The organism is Streptosporangium sp. NPDC023825 (assembly GCF_040639575.1).
Classification (GTDB): domain Bacteria; phylum Actinomycetota; class Actinomycetes; order Streptosporangiales; family Streptosporangiaceae; genus Streptosporangium.
Genome location: NZ_JBFAAE010000038.1, coordinates 22,083 through 39,818, shown reverse-complemented (window position 1 = coordinate 39,818; position 17,736 = coordinate 22,083). Strand labels below are relative to the sequence as shown.

Genomic DNA, 17,736 nt, shown 5'->3' with positions numbered 1-17,736 from the left:
TCGTTAGACCACAGGTCAACGGCATAGAGCACACGGTCTCCGCGCCTTCTGACACAGCCGGGCGAAAGGCCCGCGCCTACTGTCCTCGTATGGGAGACTCCTTCAGCCTGCTGCTGCTCGGCACGCCCGAGCTGGCTGTCGGGGGACGGCCCGTGCGGATCCGTTCCGCCAAGACCCGGGCGCTCCTGTGCTACCTCGCCACCACGCCGGGGGCGCGCTCGCGGGCCGAGCTCGCGGGGCTTTTGTGGGGCGAGCGCCCCGACGCCAACGCCAGGGGCAGCCTGCGGCTGGCGCTGTCGGAGCTGCGCAAGGACGTGGGCGGCTGGCTCGACATCACCCGCGGCCACGTCGCCTTCCGCGCCGACGACGGCTGCTTCGTGGACTACCGGCAGCTCACCCGGGACCCGACGGTGGCGGGGGCGCTCCGGTTGTGGCGCGGGGAGTTCCTCGACGGTCTCTCCTTCGGGGACGCGCCCGCGTTCGCCGGGTGGCTGGAGTGCGAGCGGCGGCGGGCCCGGCTGGTGCTGCGCGAGCTGCTCGTACGCGCCGGGCCCGCCGCCTCCGAACACGTCGTACGGCTGGCCAGGATCGTGACGGAGCTGGACCCGTACGACGAGGAGGCCCACCGGGTGCTGATCGCCTCCCTGGCCGGGACCGGGAACCGGGCCGCGGCCCTGGCCTGCTACGAGGAGCTGCGCCTGCGGCTGGCGCGCGAGCTGGGCGTCGATCCCGCACCCGAGACCCGCGCGCTCCGCCGGGACCTCACGCCCCGGCCCGCGACCGCCCGCCGGGCCGCCCTGCCGGTCCCCGGGTCGGAGCTGGTCGGCCGCGAGTCCGACGTTCGCCGCCTGCGTGCCCTGCTGTCCCGGGAACGCCTGATCACCCTGTCGGGCCCGGGCGGCATCGGCAAGACCCGCCTGGCCATCGCCGCGGCGGAGGCCGGGGACCGGGACGCCGCGTCCCTCTCCTTCACGGGGACCGGGAAGCCCTCCAGGGGGACCGGGAAGTACGACACCGCCTCCCCCTCCTCCGCGAAGCCCGGTGAGCACGACGCCGCGTCCCCCTCCCCCTCTTTCGCGGATGTCGCTTTCGTGTCTTTTGTCGGGGTGCGGGCGGAGGCGGCTGTGACGACGCTCGCGCGCCGGCTCGGCGTGGACCTCTCGCCGCCGCGGCCCGCCGCCGAGCTGCTGCTCGCCGCCCTCGCCGGTCGCTCGGCGCTGCTGGTGCTCGACAATCTCGAACATCTGCCGTCCTTCGACGGGGTGATCGCGGAGATCCTGCGGGTGGCGCCGGGCCTGCGGGTGCTGGCGACCAGCCGGCGGCGGCTGGACGTGCCCGGGCAGGTGATCGTCCCGGTGGAGGGGCTCGCCGGGCCGGCCGCCGAGGCGCTGTTCGCCGCGCGGGCGCTCAGGGCCCGGCCGGGGTTCGACCCCGAGCGCGAGGCCCCGCTGGTGGCCGCGATCTGCGCCGCGACCGGCGGGCTGCCGTTGGCGATCGAGCTGGCGGCCGGCCTGCTGCGTGCCGTGCCGTGCGCCGATCTGGCCGAACGCCTCGGCGTGGACACGGGGCTGCTCTCCACGGCCGGGCCCGCCGCACGGTCCAGGCACGCGAGCATGCGTACGGTCTTCGAGACGTCCTGGCGGCTGCTCGACCCGGCGAGGCGGGAGGCGCTGGCGGCGTTGTCGGTGTTCGGCGGCGGCGCCACCCTGCGCGCGGCCCTGGAGGTCACCGGAACCGGCCCTGAGGTGCTGGTCCACCTGGTCGACCACAGCATGCTGCGGCTCACCCCGTCCGGCCGCTACACCCTCCACCCTGTCATCCAGCAGCTCGCCGCCGCCCGTTCGAAGGACCCGGGGGTACGCGAACGGCACGCCCGCCACTACGCCCGTCTCCTCGACCGGCACGCCACCGCGCTCCAGAACGGCTCGGACGCCGAGGTCGTCCGCGTGCTCGGCGCCGAGATGGACAACATCCGCCTGGCCTGGCGGGTGTCCGGGCAGCCGCGCTTCCTGGACCACTACTGGACGTTGTGCCTGCGGCTGCGCCTGTACGAGGAGTCGGTGGCGATCGTCCGCGAGCACCTCGACCGCCCTCCGCAGGACCCGCTCCTGCGGGCCCGCCTGCTCCGGATGGCCGCGGTGGGCTCCCACCAGCTCGCCAGGGAACGCGCCGCCACCCGCCTGGCCCGCGCCGCCCTCGACACGCTCGGCGAGCCGCTCCCCACCACTCCCGCCGGTCTCGCGACCGCTCTCCTGACCGCCGCCGTCCGCCAGGCCGCCCACCGCCTCCTGCCGGTCGCGGCCGCCCGCCGCCTCCTGCCCGCGCCCCGTACGGACGAGGCCGAGGCCGCGCGGGCGCTGACCCTGCTCGCCCGGCTCGCCTACCACCGGCAGGACCTCCCCGTGATGCTGGTGACCTCGCTGCGCCAGCTCAACGCCGCCGACCGCGGCACCGAGCCAGGCCTGCGCGCCGAGTCCTACGCGAACTTCGCCACCATCGCCCGCCTGGCCGGTCTCCACCGGATCGCCACCCGCTACGGCGGCCTCGCCGACCGGGAACTCTCCGGCGCCGGACACCCGGACGAGGCCGTGCACCGGGCCCGGCTGGCCCGCGGGATCGACCTGCTCCACGCGGGCCGTTTCGAGGACGCCAGGCGGTCGTTCGCGGAGGGACGGTCGCGGACGATCGACCCGCGGGTGGCCGAGAACTGCGCCGGCATGCTCGCCGAGACCGCGCTGTGGCAGGGCGAGTTCGCCGCGGCGGCCGCCGGGTACGCGGAGACGGAGGAGCTGGCGGTCGCGCGGGTGGGCGGGGACGACATCGGCCGCCACTGGTGCCTGACCGGGCGGGCGGAAGCGCTGTTGCGCCTGGACGGGGTGCCGGTGGAGCGGATCCGGGAGCTGCTGGCGGGCGCCCGCGCCTCGCACGAGCGGCGGCGCACGCACGCGAAGGAGATCGGCCTGCGCGACAGCCCGGCGAGCCGCACGATCCAGGAGCTGCGCCTGCTCACCATCGCGGCCCGCCTGGACCCGGCGCGGGCGCCCGCGGCGCTGGCCGAGGCGCTGACGCTGGCCGAGCGGCTGCCGACGGTGCAGCCCGGCATGCTGGAGTGCTGGACGGGCCTCGCCGAGCTGCTCGGGGACGCGGGGCAGGACCGGGCCGTGGCCTCCCTCCTGCTCGGGCACCTCTCCCGGTACGCCGCCCGCAACCCCGGCGCCGCCGCCCGGATCGGCTGGGCCCTCGCGCTGGTCCTGACCTCCCTGGGCGGGCGAAGGCGGGCCAGGCGGGCGGCCGAGCAGGCGATGGCGACCGCCGAACGCCTGGCCGCACCGTACGACCACCGCAGAGCCGAGTCCCTGGCCCGCGCCCTTGGATGAAGGTTGTACCGTCTTCGAGGACGGATGGTGCGCACGCGGCCGTCGCCTTCACGCCGCCGGGAGCCGGCGCCCGCGCCGAGCCGAGCTCGTCCTCGCCGGCGTCGGCCCGGGCCCGGTCCGACGCCGGCGTACGGCTCCCGGACGAAGCCGGGGTGCCGGCGAGAAACATGTCATGGGCCCGAAAAGGCGTCGATCCCGTGGCTCATCGATCCCGGCGCCCCGGGGTCAGTCAATCGTGATGACGAGCTTTCCCGGCGCGTTGCCCGCCGCCAGGTCACCCACCGCGGTGGGGGCCTCCGCCAGGGGGTACGTGCGCCCGACGGCCGGTCGCACGGCCCCGGCCTCGATGAGGTCGCGCAGCGCGTCCAGGTCGGCGGTACGGGTCAGCGCGATCTGCGCGTCCAGGCGCTGGCGCGTGAACGGGGTGATCAGCCGGGCGGCCAGCAGCCGGCCGATCCCGCCGAACCACCGGCCGCCGCCCTCGCCGCCGACGATGGCGAGCCGGCCGCGCTCGGTGAGCAGCCCGCGCAGCAGGGGCAGCGGCCGGATGCCCGCGATGTCGATGATCAGATCGTAGGTCCCGGTGAGCGGCTCGCGCGTGTAGTCGATGACGGCCTGGGCGCCCAGCGACCGGACGAGGCCGGCCTTGGCCGTGCTGCACACGGCGGTGACGTGGGCGCCGCCGGCGACCGCGAGCTGCGTCGCGAAGCTGCCCACTCCGCCGCCGGCGCCGATGACCATTACCTTCTCGCCGGTGGTGACCTGGCCGACGGCCCGTAACGCGGTCACCCCTGACACGGGTACGGCCGCCGCTTCGGTGAAGCTCAGGTTGGCGGGCTTGCGGGCGAGCTTGCCGGGGCGGGCGAGCGCGAACTGCGCGTACGCGCCGGTCGCCTGGCCGTACACCTCGTCGCCGGGGCGAAACGCGGTCACGTCGGCGCCGACGGACTCCACGACGCCGGCCACGTCCATGCCCGGCACGCGGTTGCGGGGCCGGCGCAGGCCGAAGCCGAGGCGGCCGACGAGCGGCAGCCCGGTCATGACGTGCCACACGCCGTAGTCGACGCCGGCCGCGTGCACCCGGATCAGCACATCGCCGGCGCCGGGCGCCGGGGTCGGGACCTCGCCGAGACTCAGCGTGTGCGGCGGGCCGTACTCGTCCTGGACGATCGCTCTCATGAGGGGTCTCCTTCGGTGTCGGGGTACTGGAAGACGTCGTCGAGTCCGACCCGGAACACCCGGGCGATGCGGAACGCCATCTCCAGCGAGGGGGAATAGCGACCCTGTTCGATCGCGATGATGGTCTGGCGGGTGACGCCGACCCGGTCGGCCAGCTCGGCCTGGGTCATCTCGTCGTGCGCGAACCGCAGCGCCCGGATCGCGTTGGTGACCCGCGTCGGCTTCACCACGTCTGGAAGCCGCCCTTGCGGTACGCCATGATCTTGGCGAACGAGCTGAGCACCGAGGACAGCACGAACGCCAGGTAGACGGCGTTGGCGATCCAGAAGTGGCGCAGCTCGGCGATGGCCATGACCAGTGCGGCGAGCGCGCCGATGACGACGATCGACTGCCCGATGCGCTCACTGACCTGGTTGATCTCACGGTCGCGCTCGTCGGTGCGGTCGGCGCCGTGGCCGCCCGCGACGGCCATCGCGATGTGGGCCACGATCGCGGCGACGATGGCGCCACCGATGGTCCACAGCAGGGTTCCCGCGTAGGCGACGTCGGCGAGCGGACCGTCGCCGGCCCGGCCCAGGACGATCGCCAGGTAGATCGCGTACGCACCGGCGGAGACCACGATCATCACCCAGGCGCGTTTTTCCTCGAAGGCCATGCCCGCCCCTCATGTAAAACAAAGCTGACATCAATCAATGTAAAGCGCCCCAGACACCATGTCAAAGTTTATTTACACGATCGGGCCCGGGCTCAGCCTCGGCACCGTCATCCGGCCCCGCGGCGGCGACTCGAACGGCGGCGGCGTTCCACGCTGACGCCTCCGGCGATCACGGCGCGCGTGAGTGGCCTCCGACCGCCCCTTGCGGGGGCCGCTCGCGCGGCCGCCTCTTCCGCCAAGCCGGCGAGCCGTGTTCCCGGTGCTCGGCCGTGCCCGCCCGAAGAGGGGTGAGACACGTCCGTGATCAAGGTCGGGAAGGATTCCCCTTCCGACCCGGACTATCAAGGAACCCCTATGAAGCGAATGATCGCGAGCGTCTCCGCGGCCACCGCCGTCGCGCTCATGACCGGGGCACCGGCCCAGGCCCAGGCCCAGACCGCCCCCGCCGACCCGGTCAAGGCGTTGAAGGGCCAGTTCGTCCCGGGCAAGGGAGTGAGGTTCACCGACCTGACCACCATGATCGAAGACGGCGAGGGTAAGCCCTACCTGCGGCGCACCGGTTCCTTCCAGTTCGGCCGAGGCGGGATCGTCGCCTCCGACATCACCTCGAAGGGCGCCGGCCCGGCCGACGATCGCCTCAACCCGCCCGTCCCCGCGCGGACGATCCGGATCGGCACCACGAGTTACTCCCAGGGCGGCACCTACCGCGACAAGATGCCCCGGGGCAAGAGCTGGTACAAGGACCCGGACGGCATGACGGGCGACGTGGACGGCTGGTTCAGCCAGCTGGTGAACGTCGCCGAGCCGGCGACCCTCACCAGCCTGTTCAAGGGCGCCAAGAAGACCCGTACCACCTACAGCGGTACCACCACCTTCGGCAGGCTCGCCAAGGTCTCGCCCTGGTTCCGCGCCACCCTGCCGCTCCGGTCGAGCGACAAGACCGTGGTGACGTTCAGGCTCACCGTGGACAGGAACCGCCTGCCGCAGCGCCTGACCACGTCCTTTCCCGTCACCGGCATCTTCGACAGCGCCGGGTGGGAGGGCAAGACGATCAGCGTCGAGACCCGCTTCACCGGCTGGGGCGGCAGGGTCTCCATCAAGGCGCCGCCCGCGAACAAGGTGACGACCAAGCTCGAGGACAAGGACGGACTGTGACGGCGACCTGACGGCGGCCTGACGGCGGCGCCGTCGCCGTGGGACGGGCCGGCCACGGTGACACCGTGGCCGGCCACCCCGGTGACCGCCGCCGTGTCGCCGGCTTTGCCGCCCGGCTTCGCCCGGCGGGCCGGGGTCAGGGGGGCGCGTCGCCGCGTGCGGCCTCCTGGGCACACACCTCGTCCAGGTCGTCGAGCCGCCGCATGCCGTGCACGCCGCGGGCCGTGCGCGGGTTGGCGGCCAGCCACTCCTGGTTGCGGGCGAAGAACCACCAGTAGCCCGCGGTGAACGGGCAGGCCTCCTCGCCGGTCCGCCGCGAGGGCCGGTAGCGGCAGGACCCGCAGAAGTCGCTCATGCGGTTGATGTACGCGCCCCCGGCCGCGTACGGTTTGGTCGCCAGCATGCCGCCGTCGGCGTGCTGCGACATGCCGACCACGTTGGGCACCATCACCCACTCGTACCCGTCGACGAAGCAGCGGTGGAACCAGTCGGTCAGCCGCGCGGGGTCGTACCCCCGCTGGAGCGCGAAGTTCCCGAGCACCATCAGCCGGACGATGTGGTGGGTGAACCCGGTGTCGCGCACCTGGGCGAGCGCCCACGACAGGCAGCGCGCCTCGACGGCGCCGGCGTCCAGCTCCTCGAACCAGGCGGGCGGCGCCACGCGGGCCGACAGCCGGTTGAGGTCGCGGTAGTCCTCGCCGAAGTACCAGTACAGGTGCCAGATGTAGTCGCGCCAGCCGATGAGCTGCCGCACGTACCCCTCGACGCTCGCGAGCGGGGCGTGGCCCGCCCGGTAGGCGGCCTCGGCGGCCCGCACGCACGTCATGGGGTCGAGCAGCCCGAGGTTGATGGCGGGCGAGAGCATGCTGTGTGCCATGAACGGGTCGCCGGCGAGCATCGCGTCCTGGTGCGGGCCGAAGGCGGGCAGCCGGTGGCCGACGAAGCGCCGCAGCGCGCTGCGGGCCTCCGCGGCGGTGGCGGGGAACGTGCGCGGGCCGTCGCGCCCGACGAAGGACACCTCGCCGTCGCGTTCCCACCGGTCGAGGTCGTGGCGCACCCGCTCGTCGATCTCGTCCTCCTCGGCCGTCCACGGGCCGGGCACGTCCAGCCCTCCGGCGGGCGGCGGCTCGCGGTTGTCCGCGTCGAGGTTCCACCGGCCGCCGACGGGCTCGTCGCCGTCCATGAGCACGTCCAGGCGGCGCCGGGCGTCGCGGTAGAAGTCCTCCATGAGCAGCCGATGGCCGTCCCTGCTCTTGGCCCAGGTGGCGAACTCCTCCGCGGTGCTGGTGAACCCGCGCGAGGGCAGGACGGTCACCTCGGCGCGGCCCCGGACGAACGCGTCGGCCGCGTGGCTGGTGGGCCCGCAGACGGTGACCCGGCCGCCGGCGCGGCCGAGCGCCTCGGAGAAGGTCTCGGTCCGCAGGAACAGCGCGCGGTCGCCCAGCTCGGCCGCCCGGTGCCGCAGCGCCGAGAGCACCAGGTGCGCCTTCTGCCGGTGGTAGCGCCGCCGTCGCAGCGCCGACCTGGCCTCGACCAGCAGCACCGGCTGGTCGTCGGAGTCGAGGAAGTGGTCCCCGAGCTGATCGGCGAAGAGCCATCGCCTGCCGTGTTCCCCCATGCCGCCATCTTGGCGGCTCGGCGCGCCGCTTTCCTCGCGCCTCGCTGGTCGAGCCGCGTGCGCTATCCGGTCACGGTCACCGCGTTTCGGTCGCCAGGTGGTGGTGCCCGGGGACGGCCGGCTGTCCCCGGCCGGGGTCGGGGTGGATCCGGGCGGCGCCGTGGGCGACCAGGGCCCAGGCCAGGCATCCGAACGCGGCGGTGTGCAGTAGAGCGCGGACGAGATTCCAGGTGACCCACCGGTTCTCGAAGTGCTCGCGGGCCATGGCCAGGGCGTCGCCGTCGCGCAGTGGGGTGACCTTGGCAAGCCGGTCGTTGAGCGGGACGTTGACCGCACCGGTGATGCCGAAGGCCACCAGGTACAGCAGCAGCGCGGCGACGATCCAGGGAAGGGCGGACCGGCCGTGGTCGTGCCAGGCCATGACGGCGGCCAGGGCCAGCAGGGGGATCGAGCCCATGAAAGGGAGCATGAACGCGGGGTTGACGATGGCCTTGTTGATGTTCTGCATCGCCTCGATCAGGGTGCGGTCGGAGGACCGGCCCAGACCGGGCATGACCGAGTAGGCGAAGCCGGCGAACAGTCCGGCCATCAGGCCGGTGGTCATGGTGGACGCCAGGAGCACGACGGCTTGCAGGGGTTTGATGGATGAGCTCGCTTCCTGAAGCTGATGGTGAGGGCCGGCGGGGCGGGGTCAGGCGTGCTCGGTTCCGGCCGGGACCGCCCATTCGACGAACTGCACGATCACGCCGTTGGGGTCGGTGACCTGGAAGAGGCGCTCGCCCCAGGGCTCCTCGCGCAGCGGCATGGTGATCTCGACGCCTGCGGCGCGCAGTCGCTTCTCCTCGTCGGCGACGTCGGCGACGGTGAAGGCGAGGATGAGGCCGGTGGCGTGCTGGTCGCGCTGGTCGGCCGGAAGCACCTCGGTGCCGCGTGCGAGCAGGACGACGTCCACTGCCGCGTCGTCACGCGACAGAGAGGCGAATCCGTCGGCGGCAGCCTGCTCGACGTAGCCGAGGTGGGTGGTGAAGAACCGCTGGGACGCGGCGAGGTCGTCGACGGTGAGCGAGACGGTTGACGCGGTGATCTGCAAGGGGGTGCTCCTTGTCGCGGGGCTTGTCGTCTTGTTGGTCGGAACTTGCCGCCGGCCGATCGGAGAGGCGATCGGACGTGGTCGTCGGCGCGGCGGCGAGCGCGGATCGGTGGCCGCCGCGGCGCGGCAGGCTACGGGCGGGCGAGGGAAGGCGCCGGGCGCGGGCCGAGGCCGTCCGTGCGGGCGACCGCTGTCACCGCGGTGCGAGGAGGAGTTCGGTGCGGCGGGCGGCCCCGTCCGATCAGGACCTTTCCGAGGTCGATGGCGAGGATGTCGGCTGAGGTGCGGTGGGTTCGGACATGGGCGTTCTCTTTCGCTCATGGGCGCAAACTTACTATGGACGTAAACTTAGTCCAGTAGTACTAAAGATGTCAACATAAAAATGCTACGAGGGTAAGATTGCGCCATGGCCACCGACACCGCATCGTCTGCCCAGCCCACCGGCTTGCGCGATTCCAAGAAGCAGGAGACGAGGCAGCTCATCTCCGACCACGCCACTCGCCTGTTCATCGCCCAGGGCTTCGAACAGACCACCATCGCCGAGATCGCCACCGCCGCCCGGGTCGCCAAGAAGACCGTCACCAACTACTTCCCACGCAAGGAAGACCTGGCTCTGGACCACCAGGACGCCTTCGTCGCCTCCCTGGCCCACACCGTGACCGGCCGCCTGCCCGGCGAGTCCGCCCTGGCGGCACTACGCCGCGCTTTCGCCGAAGCCACGGCGGCCGCAGATCCGGTCGCCGGGTTCTCCGGCCCCGCCTTCGCCCGCATGATCGCCGACAGCCCCACCCTCTCGGCCTGCCTGCGCGGCCTGCACGACCGGCGCGAACACGCCCTGACCCAGGCTCTCGCCGCAGCTGTCGGCGCACCGCAAGACGACATCACCGTCCGTACCGCCGCCGGACTGCTCGGCACCGTCCACCGCATCCTGTTCCAGCGCATCCAGGACCTCACCCTGGCCGGACGCCCCAACGACGAGATCGCCGAAACCGTCGACGCGGAGGCGTCCCTCTCCTTCGAACTGCTCGAACCCTCCCTCGGTCACTACGCCATCGCCTGAACACCCCCGGCTCCGCGGAAGGTGCTCACGCGTCCTTGCCGAGATCGGCATGCGTACCCGTGTCCAGGCCGTGATCTACGCGTACCGGTCAGGACAGGTGTCCCCGGACGCGTGACGCACCGGCTGGCCGCCTGGAGTCCGTTCCTCGGCGGAGGCGGGTTCGGGCGGCGCGTGCGGCCGGCCGGGTGCGGTCAGTTGCCGCGCAGCGTCTGCGACGGCGCCTGGCCGTACCGCGCGCGGTAGAGGGCGGCGAAGCGCCCCTGGTGCGGGAAGCCCCACTGGGCCGCCACGTTCGTCACGGTGCACCTGGCCGGATCCCCGGCCGCCAGCTCGTCGTGCACCCTGCCCAGGCGCACGTCCCTGAGATAGGTCATCGGGGTCAGGCCGAGATGGCGGCGGAAACCCTCCTGGAGCGAGCGGCCGCTGACCGCCACGGCGCGCGCGACGTCGTCGGTCGTGAGCGGCAGGTGGGCGTGGTCGTCGATGTACCGCATCGCCCGGCGCACCACCTTGGGCAGGGCGGGCGGCCGGGGGGCGGTCAGCCGTTCCAGGTAGTTGGACGGCTGCCCGGTGAGCAGGGAGGAGAGCATGGCGTTCTCCAGGTGGGCGATCGCCAGCGGCTGCGCGGCGAGCCCGTCGCCGTGCTCGGCCTCCATGACGATCAGGTCGGCCATCGACTTCCAGGCCCGCGCCCAGCCGGCCGTCATGTCCATGCCCAGGTCGAAGACGATCGGGCGGTCGAGCCGCTCCCCGAGCATCCGCTCCAGGGCGCCCTCGACGACCGGCCGGTCGAATTTGACGATCAGCTGGGGGCAGCCGGCTCCCCAGCGCATGTCGAGGTACTCCGACGGCGACGGCAGGGACGCCAGGCCGGGCATCGACACGATCTCCTGGCCGCCGCACCGGATCAGGCTGCGCCCGGCCAGCGGGATCTGCACCAGGAAGAAGGACTCGAGCTCCCCGGGCTCGATGCGGACGTCCGCCCCGTAGTCCAGGTAGTTCACCCGCACGGTGCCCAGCTGGACCGAGTTGAGCCGCGCGGCCAGCCCGGAGACGTCACCGGTGAGCTCCAGCCGGTGGGGGCAGAACACCCGGCCCACCAGCTCGCGGGTCTCGTCGAGGTCCGCGGTGTCGAAGACCGGCCTGTTACCCAGCGGGAGCGGCCCTCGCGTCTCGCCCATCGACACTCCAACCCTCTGTGCCCGTACGTGTCCGCACGTGCCGTCGCATGCGTACGGCGACTCGAGGTCGCGCACGGCCGATTCCCACATGGTCCACCGGCCGGACCCGGCCGACTATGGAGAAATACACAAAGGCCCCGGGGGGCGTGTCCGATAGCGGACAGCCTTCGCGGGCGAGGCGCGCCGGCGGGCTCACGGGCGCGCCGGGTCCGCGTGAGTCGCCGCCGGGAGGGCCCCATCGGGTGGTGACGCGTGGCCCGGCTTTCGGGTGACGGCACGTGGCCCGGCTTTGCCGTGGCTTTCATCCGCCGGTCCTACCGTGTGCTGGTGACGTCTTTTCACCGGTACCTCGCGGAGGAGGTCGCGGTCGACCACGCGGAAGGGCTCATCCCCCGGCGTGAGGCACTGCACCGCCTGACCCTTCTCGGGCTGGCGGCACCCGCCGCCGGCGCGCTGCTCGCGGCCTGGGAAACCGGCGGGGAGAACGCGACCGCATCGGCCGCCACGGGATCCGGCACCGGATCCGGCACGGCGACGGCGACAGCGGTGACGGCGACAGCTGTGACGGCGACGGCGACGGCGACCACCGTGCCCCCGGACGGCGCCCCGCCCGCGGGGCCCTCGCCCCTGCCGACCGAGGAGATCATCTTTTCCGGCGCCGAGACCGGCGTCACCCTCAGGGGTACCTGGGCGGCGCCCGCGCAGCCGCGGGGCGCGGTGCTGGTCATCCACGAGAACCGCGGGCTCACCGATCACATCCGGTCGATCGCCGGGCGCCTGGCGGCCGACGGCTACTGCGCGCTCGCCGTCGACCTGCTCTCCCGCGAGGGCGGGACCGCCTCCTTCGAGGACCCCGCGCAGGCCACCGCGGCGCTGGGCGCCATCTCCCCCGAGCGCCTCGCCTCGGACATGAAGGCCGCCCTGGGCGAGCTGGAGCGGGGCGCCCCCGGAAAGAGGCTCGGCGTCACCGGTTTCTGCTTCGGCGGCGCCATGACCTGGCTGCTGCTCGCCTCGGACGAGCCGCGCCTGTCGGCGGCCGTCCCGTTCTACGGCCCGCTTCCCGACGACGCCGACCTCTCCGGATCGAGGGCCGCCGTCCTCGCGATCTACGCCGAGCGGGACGACCGGGTCAACGCCACCCGCGACGAGGCCAAGACCGCCCTGGAGAGGGCGGGCCTGGAACACGAGCTCGTGACGTTTCCCGGCGTCGACCACGCCTTCTTCAACGACACCGGCCCGCGGTACGACGCCGGTGCCGCCGCCGAGGCGTACCGGCGCGTCCTGGACTGGTTCGGCCGTCACCTGGCCTGAGCGCCCCCGTGGCTCACCGGCCTGAGCGCCCCCGCCGTGGCTCACGCGCCCGCGTAATTCCGTGTCCCCGTACCCCGGCCCCGCTCGCCCGTACCCCGGCCCCGTCCCCCTCGGCCGGCGGACGGCGCGACGGGCGAGGCGCCGGGGAGGGACGGGACGGCGGGCGGGGCGGGGCGGGGACGGCGGGCGGGGACGGGACGGCGGGGCTCAGCTCACGTCGAGGCCCGCTCGGTGGAGATCCCCCCGGGCAGGCCGGTCACCACGACCTCTCCCTCCCGGTCGACGGCCGCGCTCACCTCCGCTCCGGCGACCCGCAGGCCGCGGGCGGAGACCGCGCCCAGGGGGGCGCCGGCGAGCGGGCGAAGCAGCAGCCGGCCCCCGGGCACGTCGGGGTAGAGGCCGAGTGCCGCGTGCACGACGGTCACCGCGGCGGCGGCGGACCAGGCCTGCGGGCGGCAGGCGGCGGGATAGGGCACGGGGCGTCCGAGCGCCGAGCGGTCGTCGCCGCCGAACAGCTCCGGCAGCCGGTAGCCGAACGTCTCGCCCGCCGCGAGCAGCCCCTCGGCCAGGGTCGCCGCGTGCGCGGCGAATCCGGCGCGGGCCAGCCCCGCGACCACGATCGCCGTGTCGTGCGCCCAGATCGACCCGCAGTGGTAGGACAGCGGGCTGAAGCCGCCCGCGTCCGCCGACATCGTCCGCAGGCCGAAGCCGCCGGCCATCTCCGGGGAGACGAGGAGGTCGGCGATCTGAGCCTCCTCGGGCCCGGTGAGCAGGCCGGTGCCGAGGAGGTGCCCGATGTTGCTGGTCAGCGCGTCGACCGGGCGCTTGTCCCGGTCCAGGGCCAGCGCGGGGAACCTCCCCCTCGGCCCGTCCACCCAGAAGCGGGCCCGGAAGCGCTCGGCCAGCGCCGCGGCGTGCTCGCGCCAGCGGGCCGCGCCGGGACGGCCGAACGCCTCCAGCAGGTCGGCGCCCTGCCGGGCCGCCTGGTGGGCGTAGCCCTGCACCTCGACCAGGGCGATCGGCGGCTGGGCCTGGCGGCCGTCGTGGAAGCGCAGCGCGTCGCCGGAGTCCTTCCAGCCCTGGTTGGCCAGGCCCCGGCCGCTGGTGTCGACGTATTCGACGAAACCGTCCCCGTCGGGGTCGGCGGGCCCGCCGAGCCAGCCGAGGGCGGCCTGCAGGTGGGGCAGCAGCGCGGCGATCTCCTCGGCGGGGGCGCCCCAGCGCCAGGCGTCGTGCAGCAGGCCGATCCACAGCGGCGTGGCGTCGATCGTGCCGTAGTAGGCGGCGGGCAGGTACAGGCCGTTGCCCTCGACCGCGAAATCGTGCCGGCGCAGCTCGTGCATGATCTTCCCGGGGGCCTCGCCGGAGCCGGGGTCGATCTTGGTTCCCTGCCTGCGGGCCAGCACTCGCAGGGTGCCCATCCCCAGTTCCGTGCCGAGCGGCAGCAGCATGCGGGCGGCCCAGATGCTGTCGCGGCCGAAGAGGGTGAGGAACCAGGGCACTCCCGCGCCGAGGAAGGTGTCACCGGGGGCGGCGGTCTCGGCCAGCCGCAACGAGCGCAGATCGTCCATGGACTGCTCGAAGAGCCTGCTCAGCCGGTGGTCGCCGGCGACGACCTGGGGTTCCCCCTCCCCCACCGCCCACTCGGCGGGGCGGCCGGGCGCGGTCACCACGGCCTGGGGGTCGTGCACCTCGACCCTCCAGGACAGGGTGACCCGGCCGCGGGGCGCCAGCTCGACCGGCCAGCGCAGGAAACCCGTGCGCGCGTACCCGGTGGACACAGCGGACACAGCGGGCCCAGCGGACTCGGCCCGCGCGCCCGTACCGGTCACCGTGACCCGCACGCCGCCGGAGCGCCAGGAGATCTCACCGGGCGCGGTGCGCTCCGGCGCCGCCTCCGCGGTGTCGCCGCCCGACTTGACCACCTCGATGGGGGCGAAGTCGCAGGCCAGCTCCAGGCTCACGACGGCGGTGACGGGAACGGTCGCACTGGAGACGATCTCGACACGTTCTTCCATGCCGCCCGGTACGACCTGCCGGAACCGCTCGATCCGTACAGTGGGGTCGGGGACGGGATCGCCCAGCCATCGGGCCAGCGTGACGAACGTGGTGGCGCCCGGCCCCTGCGGCGCGTGGCCGACGGCCTCGGGCTCGCGGCCGTCGATCGTCAGGGTGGCCTGCGACAGGGCGCGGGAGTCCGCGTGGAACACGCCCTGGACACCGGCCGGGCGGATCTGCCCGTCCTCGCCGCTCAGCGCGACGGTCGGCGCCAGCACGGTGCTGACGAGGTCGTGCAGCAGGGGCTGGAGGCGGTGGGCCGCGGTGGAACCGGCCGCCGTGACCGCCTGGAGGGTGGGGGACGAGGCGTCGTCGAGCACGACTTACTCCCTGAGATCGTGTCGAGCCGGTGACGTCTTGACAGACGACGGCCGGGGGGTGCACATTGCGAAACACTCTCTTTACTTGAACGATCCAACCATTACGCTTCGTTTACTTGAACGATCCAATCATGCCTCATACCCCTTTGAACGTTCAAACCCCAGAAAGGTACATATGGCTACAAAGGTGACGATCACTGACGTCGCGCGCCATGCCGGGGTGTCGCGTCAGACGGTGTCGAACGTGCTCAACAGCCCCGAACTGGTCCGCGAGGGGACTCGCGACCGGGTGCGGGAGGCCATCGAGACGCTCGGCTACCGGGCCAGCCAGGCCGCGCGGCAGATGCGGACCGGCCGCTCGCGACTGATCGCCACGCGCATCGAGCCCGACCGGGACGGGATCAACGGCTCGGTGCTGGACCGGTTCCTGCACGGGCTCACCGCCTCGGCGGCCCGTGCCGGATACCGGATCCTGCTGTACGCGGCGGGCGACGAGCGTTCGGAGATCGACACCTTCGACGACCTGGTCGGCAGCCACGAGCCGGACGCCTTCGTGCTCACCAGCACCTACCACGGCGACGGCCGCCCCGCGTGGCTGCGCGAGCGGCGGCTGCCGTTCGTCACGTTCGGGCGGCCCTGGGGAAACACCGGGAACGCCGGAAACGCCGGGAACGCCGGGAACGCCGGGAACGCCGGGAACACGGCAAACGCCGGGGACCCAGGTGACGCCTCCGGCGATCCGGGGTACCCCTGGGTCGACGTGGACGGCGCGGCGGGCACCGCGGCGGCCACCCGCCACCTGCTCGACGCGGGCCACCGGCGGATCGGGTTCCTCGGCTGGCCGCCGGGCTCCGGCGTGGGCGACGACCGCAGGTCCGGCTGGGCCAGGACCCTCGCCGCAGCCGGGGTCGACCCGGCGGGCCTGGACCAGGCCACGGACGACGGGGTGGCCGACGGCGAGAAGGCGGCCCGCGACCTGCTGCGCGCCGAGCAGCCGATCACCGCGCTGGTCTGCGCCAGCGACTCGCTCGCCCTCGGCGCGCTGCACGCCGTCCGTTCCCTGACGGCCTCGGGACAGCTGACCGCCTCCGGGCGCCTGACGGCCGAGGGACGTCTCACGGTCGGGGGGCGGGCCGGCGGCGAGGAGGGGCTCCCGGTCAGCGTGATCGGTTTCGACGACACGCCGGTGGCGAAGGCGGTGGGGCTCAGCAGCGTCAGCCAGCCGCTGGCCGAGGCCGCGGCCGGCTGTGTCGGCCTGCTCACCCGGCTGTTCGACCCGCCCTCCCCCGGTGACCGCGGTGGATCCGGTGACCCGTACGACTTCGAAGCCGGCGGGCCTCGCACGCACATCCTGCTCCAGCCGTCCCTGGTCCTGCGGCAGTCGTCATGACCGCATGATCACCTGATTCTCCTTCAGACCACCCCCCAGAAGATTGGAAGACCACGATGAAACAGCCGACCAAGCAGCACAGCCTCCGTACCGCGGCGCTCGCCGCGCTCGCCGCGGGCACCCTGGCGACCTCGGCCGCCTGCGGCAGCGGTTTCGACGACTCCGCCGGCCAGAGCGCCGCCCCGCAGAGCAGCGGGCCCGCCAAGCTGCAGGTGCTCATCGGCTCCTCGGGCGACGCGGAGACGAACGCGCTGCGCGCCGCCGCCCAGACGTGGTCGGCGTCCTCGGGCGGCACCGCGACGATCACCCCCGCCCAGGACCTGACCCAGCAGCTCGGCCAGGCGTTCGCCGGGAGCAACCCGCCGGACGTGTTCTACGTCGACGCCGCGCGCTTCGCCGACTACGCGAGCGTCGGGGCGCTGGAGCCGTACGCGGACAAGATCTCCGACTCCGCCGACTTCTACCCCGGCCTGCGCGAGACGTTCACCCACAACGGCACCTTCTACTGCGTGCCCAAGGACTTCTCCACCCTGGCGCTGATCGTCAACGACGGCCTGTGGAAGAAGGCCGGGCTCACCGACGCCGACGTGCCGACCACCTGGGAGCAGCTCACCTCGGTCTCCAGGACGCTCAAGGAGAAGGTGCCGGACGTCACCCCGCTGGTCATCGGCGACACCCGCGACCGGGTCGGCGCGTTCATGGTCGAGGCCGGCGGCTGGATCGTGAGCCCCGACGGCAAGAAGGCCACCGCCGACACCCCCGAGAACGTCGCGGGCCTGAGCTACGTCCAGGGCCTGCTGAAGGACAAGCTCGCCCAGTTCCCCAAGCAGGTGGACGCGGGCTGGGGCGGCGAGGCGTTCGGCAAGGCCAAGGCCGTGATGACCGTCGAGGGCAACTGGATCAAGGGCGCGATGAAGGCCGACTACCCGGACGTCGAGTACAGCGCCCACGAGCTGCCGGCCGGTCCCAAGGGCAAGGGCACCCTGTCCTTCACCACCTGCTGGGGCATCGCCGCCAAGAGCAAGTACAAGGAGCAGGCGATCGCCTTCGTCGAGGCGATGACCAAGGCCGACCAGCAGATGGCCTTCGCCAAGGCCTTCGGCGTGATGCCCTCGCGCCAGTCGGCCAAGGACGCCTTCACCCAGGCCTTCCCCGAGGACGCGCCGTTCGTCGACAGCGCCGAGTACGCCCAGGGTCCGGTCAACGCCGCCAAGATGGACAGCGTGCTCGCCGACTTCGACACCGCGATCCAGCAGCTGCCCGCCGGTGACCCCAAGAAGATCCTGGCGAACCTGCAGAAGAACACCCAGGCCGCGCTCGGCAACTGAGTCAGCCCGGTGCG

The 17,736-nt window shown here is 73.2% G+C and carries 14 protein-coding genes; 6 read left to right on the top strand and 8 right to left on the bottom strand.

Annotated elements, in window-relative coordinates:
- The first annotated feature begins 89 nt into the window (after positions 1-89).
- Positions 90-3,377, top strand: a complete 3,288-nt coding sequence (locus AB0G15_RS28045) for a BTAD domain-containing putative transcriptional regulator (RefSeq protein WP_362845481.1) — start codon at positions 90-92, stop codon at positions 3,375-3,377.
- 225 nt (positions 3,378-3,602) lie between these two features.
- Here the strand turns inward: AB0G15_RS28045 and AB0G15_RS28040 are convergent, their stop codons facing one another.
- The 3 genes from AB0G15_RS28040 to AB0G15_RS28030 are packed head-to-tail and all read right to left on the bottom strand — an operon-like array spanning position 3,603 to position 5,211.
- Positions 3,603-4,556, bottom strand: a complete 954-nt coding sequence (locus AB0G15_RS28040; RefSeq protein WP_362845479.1) for an NAD(P)-dependent alcohol dehydrogenase — start codon at positions 4,554-4,556, stop codon at positions 3,603-3,605.
- Positions 4,553-4,756, bottom strand: coding sequence for a helix-turn-helix transcriptional regulator (locus AB0G15_RS28035; protein ID WP_281048031.1), 204 nt, complete (start codon positions 4,754-4,756; stop codon positions 4,553-4,555). The genes AB0G15_RS28040 and AB0G15_RS28035 overlap by 4 nt, the downstream gene beginning before the upstream one ends.
- Before the next feature lie 23 nt (positions 4,757-4,779).
- Entirely contained in the window at positions 4,780-5,211 is a 432-nt protein-coding gene (locus AB0G15_RS28030; RefSeq protein ID WP_362845477.1) for a hypothetical protein, read from the bottom strand.
- A gap of 354 nt (positions 5,212-5,565) precedes the next feature.
- On the opposite strand from AB0G15_RS28030, the gene AB0G15_RS28025 reads away from it, so the two are divergent.
- Positions 5,566-6,366, top strand: a complete 801-nt coding sequence (locus tag AB0G15_RS28025; protein WP_362845475.1) for a hypothetical protein — start codon at positions 5,566-5,568, stop codon at positions 6,364-6,366.
- 136 nt (positions 6,367-6,502) lie between these two features.
- Here the strand turns inward: AB0G15_RS28025 and AB0G15_RS28020 are convergent, their stop codons facing one another.
- The 3 genes from AB0G15_RS28020 to AB0G15_RS28010 form a co-directional block, all read right to left on the bottom strand.
- Complete coding sequence (locus AB0G15_RS28020) at positions 6,503-7,984, bottom strand: cryptochrome/photolyase family protein (RefSeq protein ID WP_362845473.1); 1,482 nt, start codon at positions 7,982-7,984, stop codon at positions 6,503-6,505.
- Between the two features lie 76 nt (positions 7,985-8,060).
- Complete coding sequence (locus AB0G15_RS28015; protein WP_362845471.1) at positions 8,061-8,588, bottom strand: anthrone oxygenase family protein; 528 nt, start codon at positions 8,586-8,588, stop codon at positions 8,061-8,063.
- An 87-nt stretch (positions 8,589-8,675) separates the two neighbouring features.
- Positions 8,676-9,074 carry a VOC family protein gene (locus tag AB0G15_RS28010; RefSeq protein WP_362845469.1) on the bottom strand — a complete coding sequence of 133 codons (399 nt, stop codon included), beginning with the start codon at positions 9,072-9,074 and terminating at the stop codon, positions 8,676-8,678.
- A 406-nt stretch (positions 9,075-9,480) separates the two neighbouring features.
- On the opposite strand from AB0G15_RS28010, the gene AB0G15_RS28005 reads away from it, so the two are divergent.
- Positions 9,481-10,134, top strand: coding sequence for a TetR/AcrR family transcriptional regulator (locus AB0G15_RS28005; RefSeq protein WP_362845467.1), 654 nt, complete (start codon positions 9,481-9,483; stop codon positions 10,132-10,134).
- Positions 10,135-10,325: 191 nt separating this feature from the next.
- Here the strand turns inward: AB0G15_RS28005 and AB0G15_RS28000 are convergent, their stop codons facing one another.
- Positions 10,326-11,315: an AraC family transcriptional regulator gene (locus AB0G15_RS28000; RefSeq protein WP_362845465.1), complete on the bottom strand. Its 990-nt coding sequence runs from the start codon at positions 11,313-11,315 to the stop codon at positions 10,326-10,328.
- A 327-nt stretch (positions 11,316-11,642) separates the two neighbouring features.
- Between AB0G15_RS28000 and AB0G15_RS27995 the strand changes: the two genes are divergently transcribed.
- Positions 11,643-12,626 (top strand): dienelactone hydrolase family protein, encoded by a 984-nt coding sequence (locus tag AB0G15_RS27995; RefSeq protein WP_362845463.1) that lies wholly within the window; start codon positions 11,643-11,645, stop codon positions 12,624-12,626.
- Between the two features lie 212 nt (positions 12,627-12,838).
- Here the strand turns inward: AB0G15_RS27995 and AB0G15_RS27990 are convergent, their stop codons facing one another.
- Positions 12,839-15,004 carry a glycogen debranching N-terminal domain-containing protein gene (locus AB0G15_RS27990; RefSeq protein WP_362845461.1) on the bottom strand — a complete coding sequence of 722 codons (2,166 nt, stop codon included), beginning with the start codon at positions 15,002-15,004 and terminating at the stop codon, positions 12,839-12,841.
- Positions 15,005-15,191: 187 nt separating this feature from the next.
- On the opposite strand from AB0G15_RS27990, the gene AB0G15_RS27985 reads away from it, so the two are divergent.
- Positions 15,192-16,394, top strand: a complete 1,203-nt coding sequence (locus AB0G15_RS27985) for a LacI family DNA-binding transcriptional regulator (RefSeq protein ID WP_362845459.1) — start codon at positions 15,192-15,194, stop codon at positions 16,392-16,394.
- A 56-nt stretch (positions 16,395-16,450) separates the two neighbouring features.
- On the top strand, positions 16,451-17,722 hold the full coding sequence (locus AB0G15_RS27980) for an extracellular solute-binding protein (protein WP_362845457.1): 1,272 nt from the start codon (positions 16,451-16,453) through the stop codon (positions 17,720-17,722).
- Positions 17,723-17,736: the final 14 nt, after the last annotated feature.

Coding starts and splice junctions, on each gene's coding strand:
- AB0G15_RS28020 (WP_362845473.1), bottom strand. CDS start 7,984: ATGGGGGAACACGGCAGGCGATGGCTCTTCGCCGATCAGCTCGGGGAC.
- AB0G15_RS28000 (WP_362845465.1), bottom strand. CDS start 11,315: ATGGGCGAGACGCGAGGGCCGCTCCCGCTGGGTAACAGGCCGGTCTTC.
- AB0G15_RS28025 (WP_362845475.1), top strand. CDS start 5,566: ATGAAGCGAATGATCGCGAGCGTCTCCGCGGCCACCGCCGTCGCGCTC.
- AB0G15_RS27980 (WP_362845457.1), top strand. CDS start 16,451: ATGAAACAGCCGACCAAGCAGCACAGCCTCCGTACCGCGGCGCTCGCC.
- AB0G15_RS28005 (WP_362845467.1), top strand. CDS start 9,481: ATGGCCACCGACACCGCATCGTCTGCCCAGCCCACCGGCTTGCGCGAT.
- AB0G15_RS28040 (WP_362845479.1), bottom strand. CDS start 4,556: ATGAGAGCGATCGTCCAGGACGAGTACGGCCCGCCGCACACGCTGAGT.
- AB0G15_RS28030 (WP_362845477.1), bottom strand. CDS start 5,211: ATGGCCTTCGAGGAAAAACGCGCCTGGGTGATGATCGTGGTCTCCGCC.
- AB0G15_RS28045 (WP_362845481.1), top strand. CDS start 90: ATGGGAGACTCCTTCAGCCTGCTGCTGCTCGGCACGCCCGAGCTGGCT.
- AB0G15_RS28015 (WP_362845471.1), bottom strand. CDS start 8,588: ATGACCACCGGCCTGATGGCCGGACTGTTCGCCGGCTTCGCCTACTCG.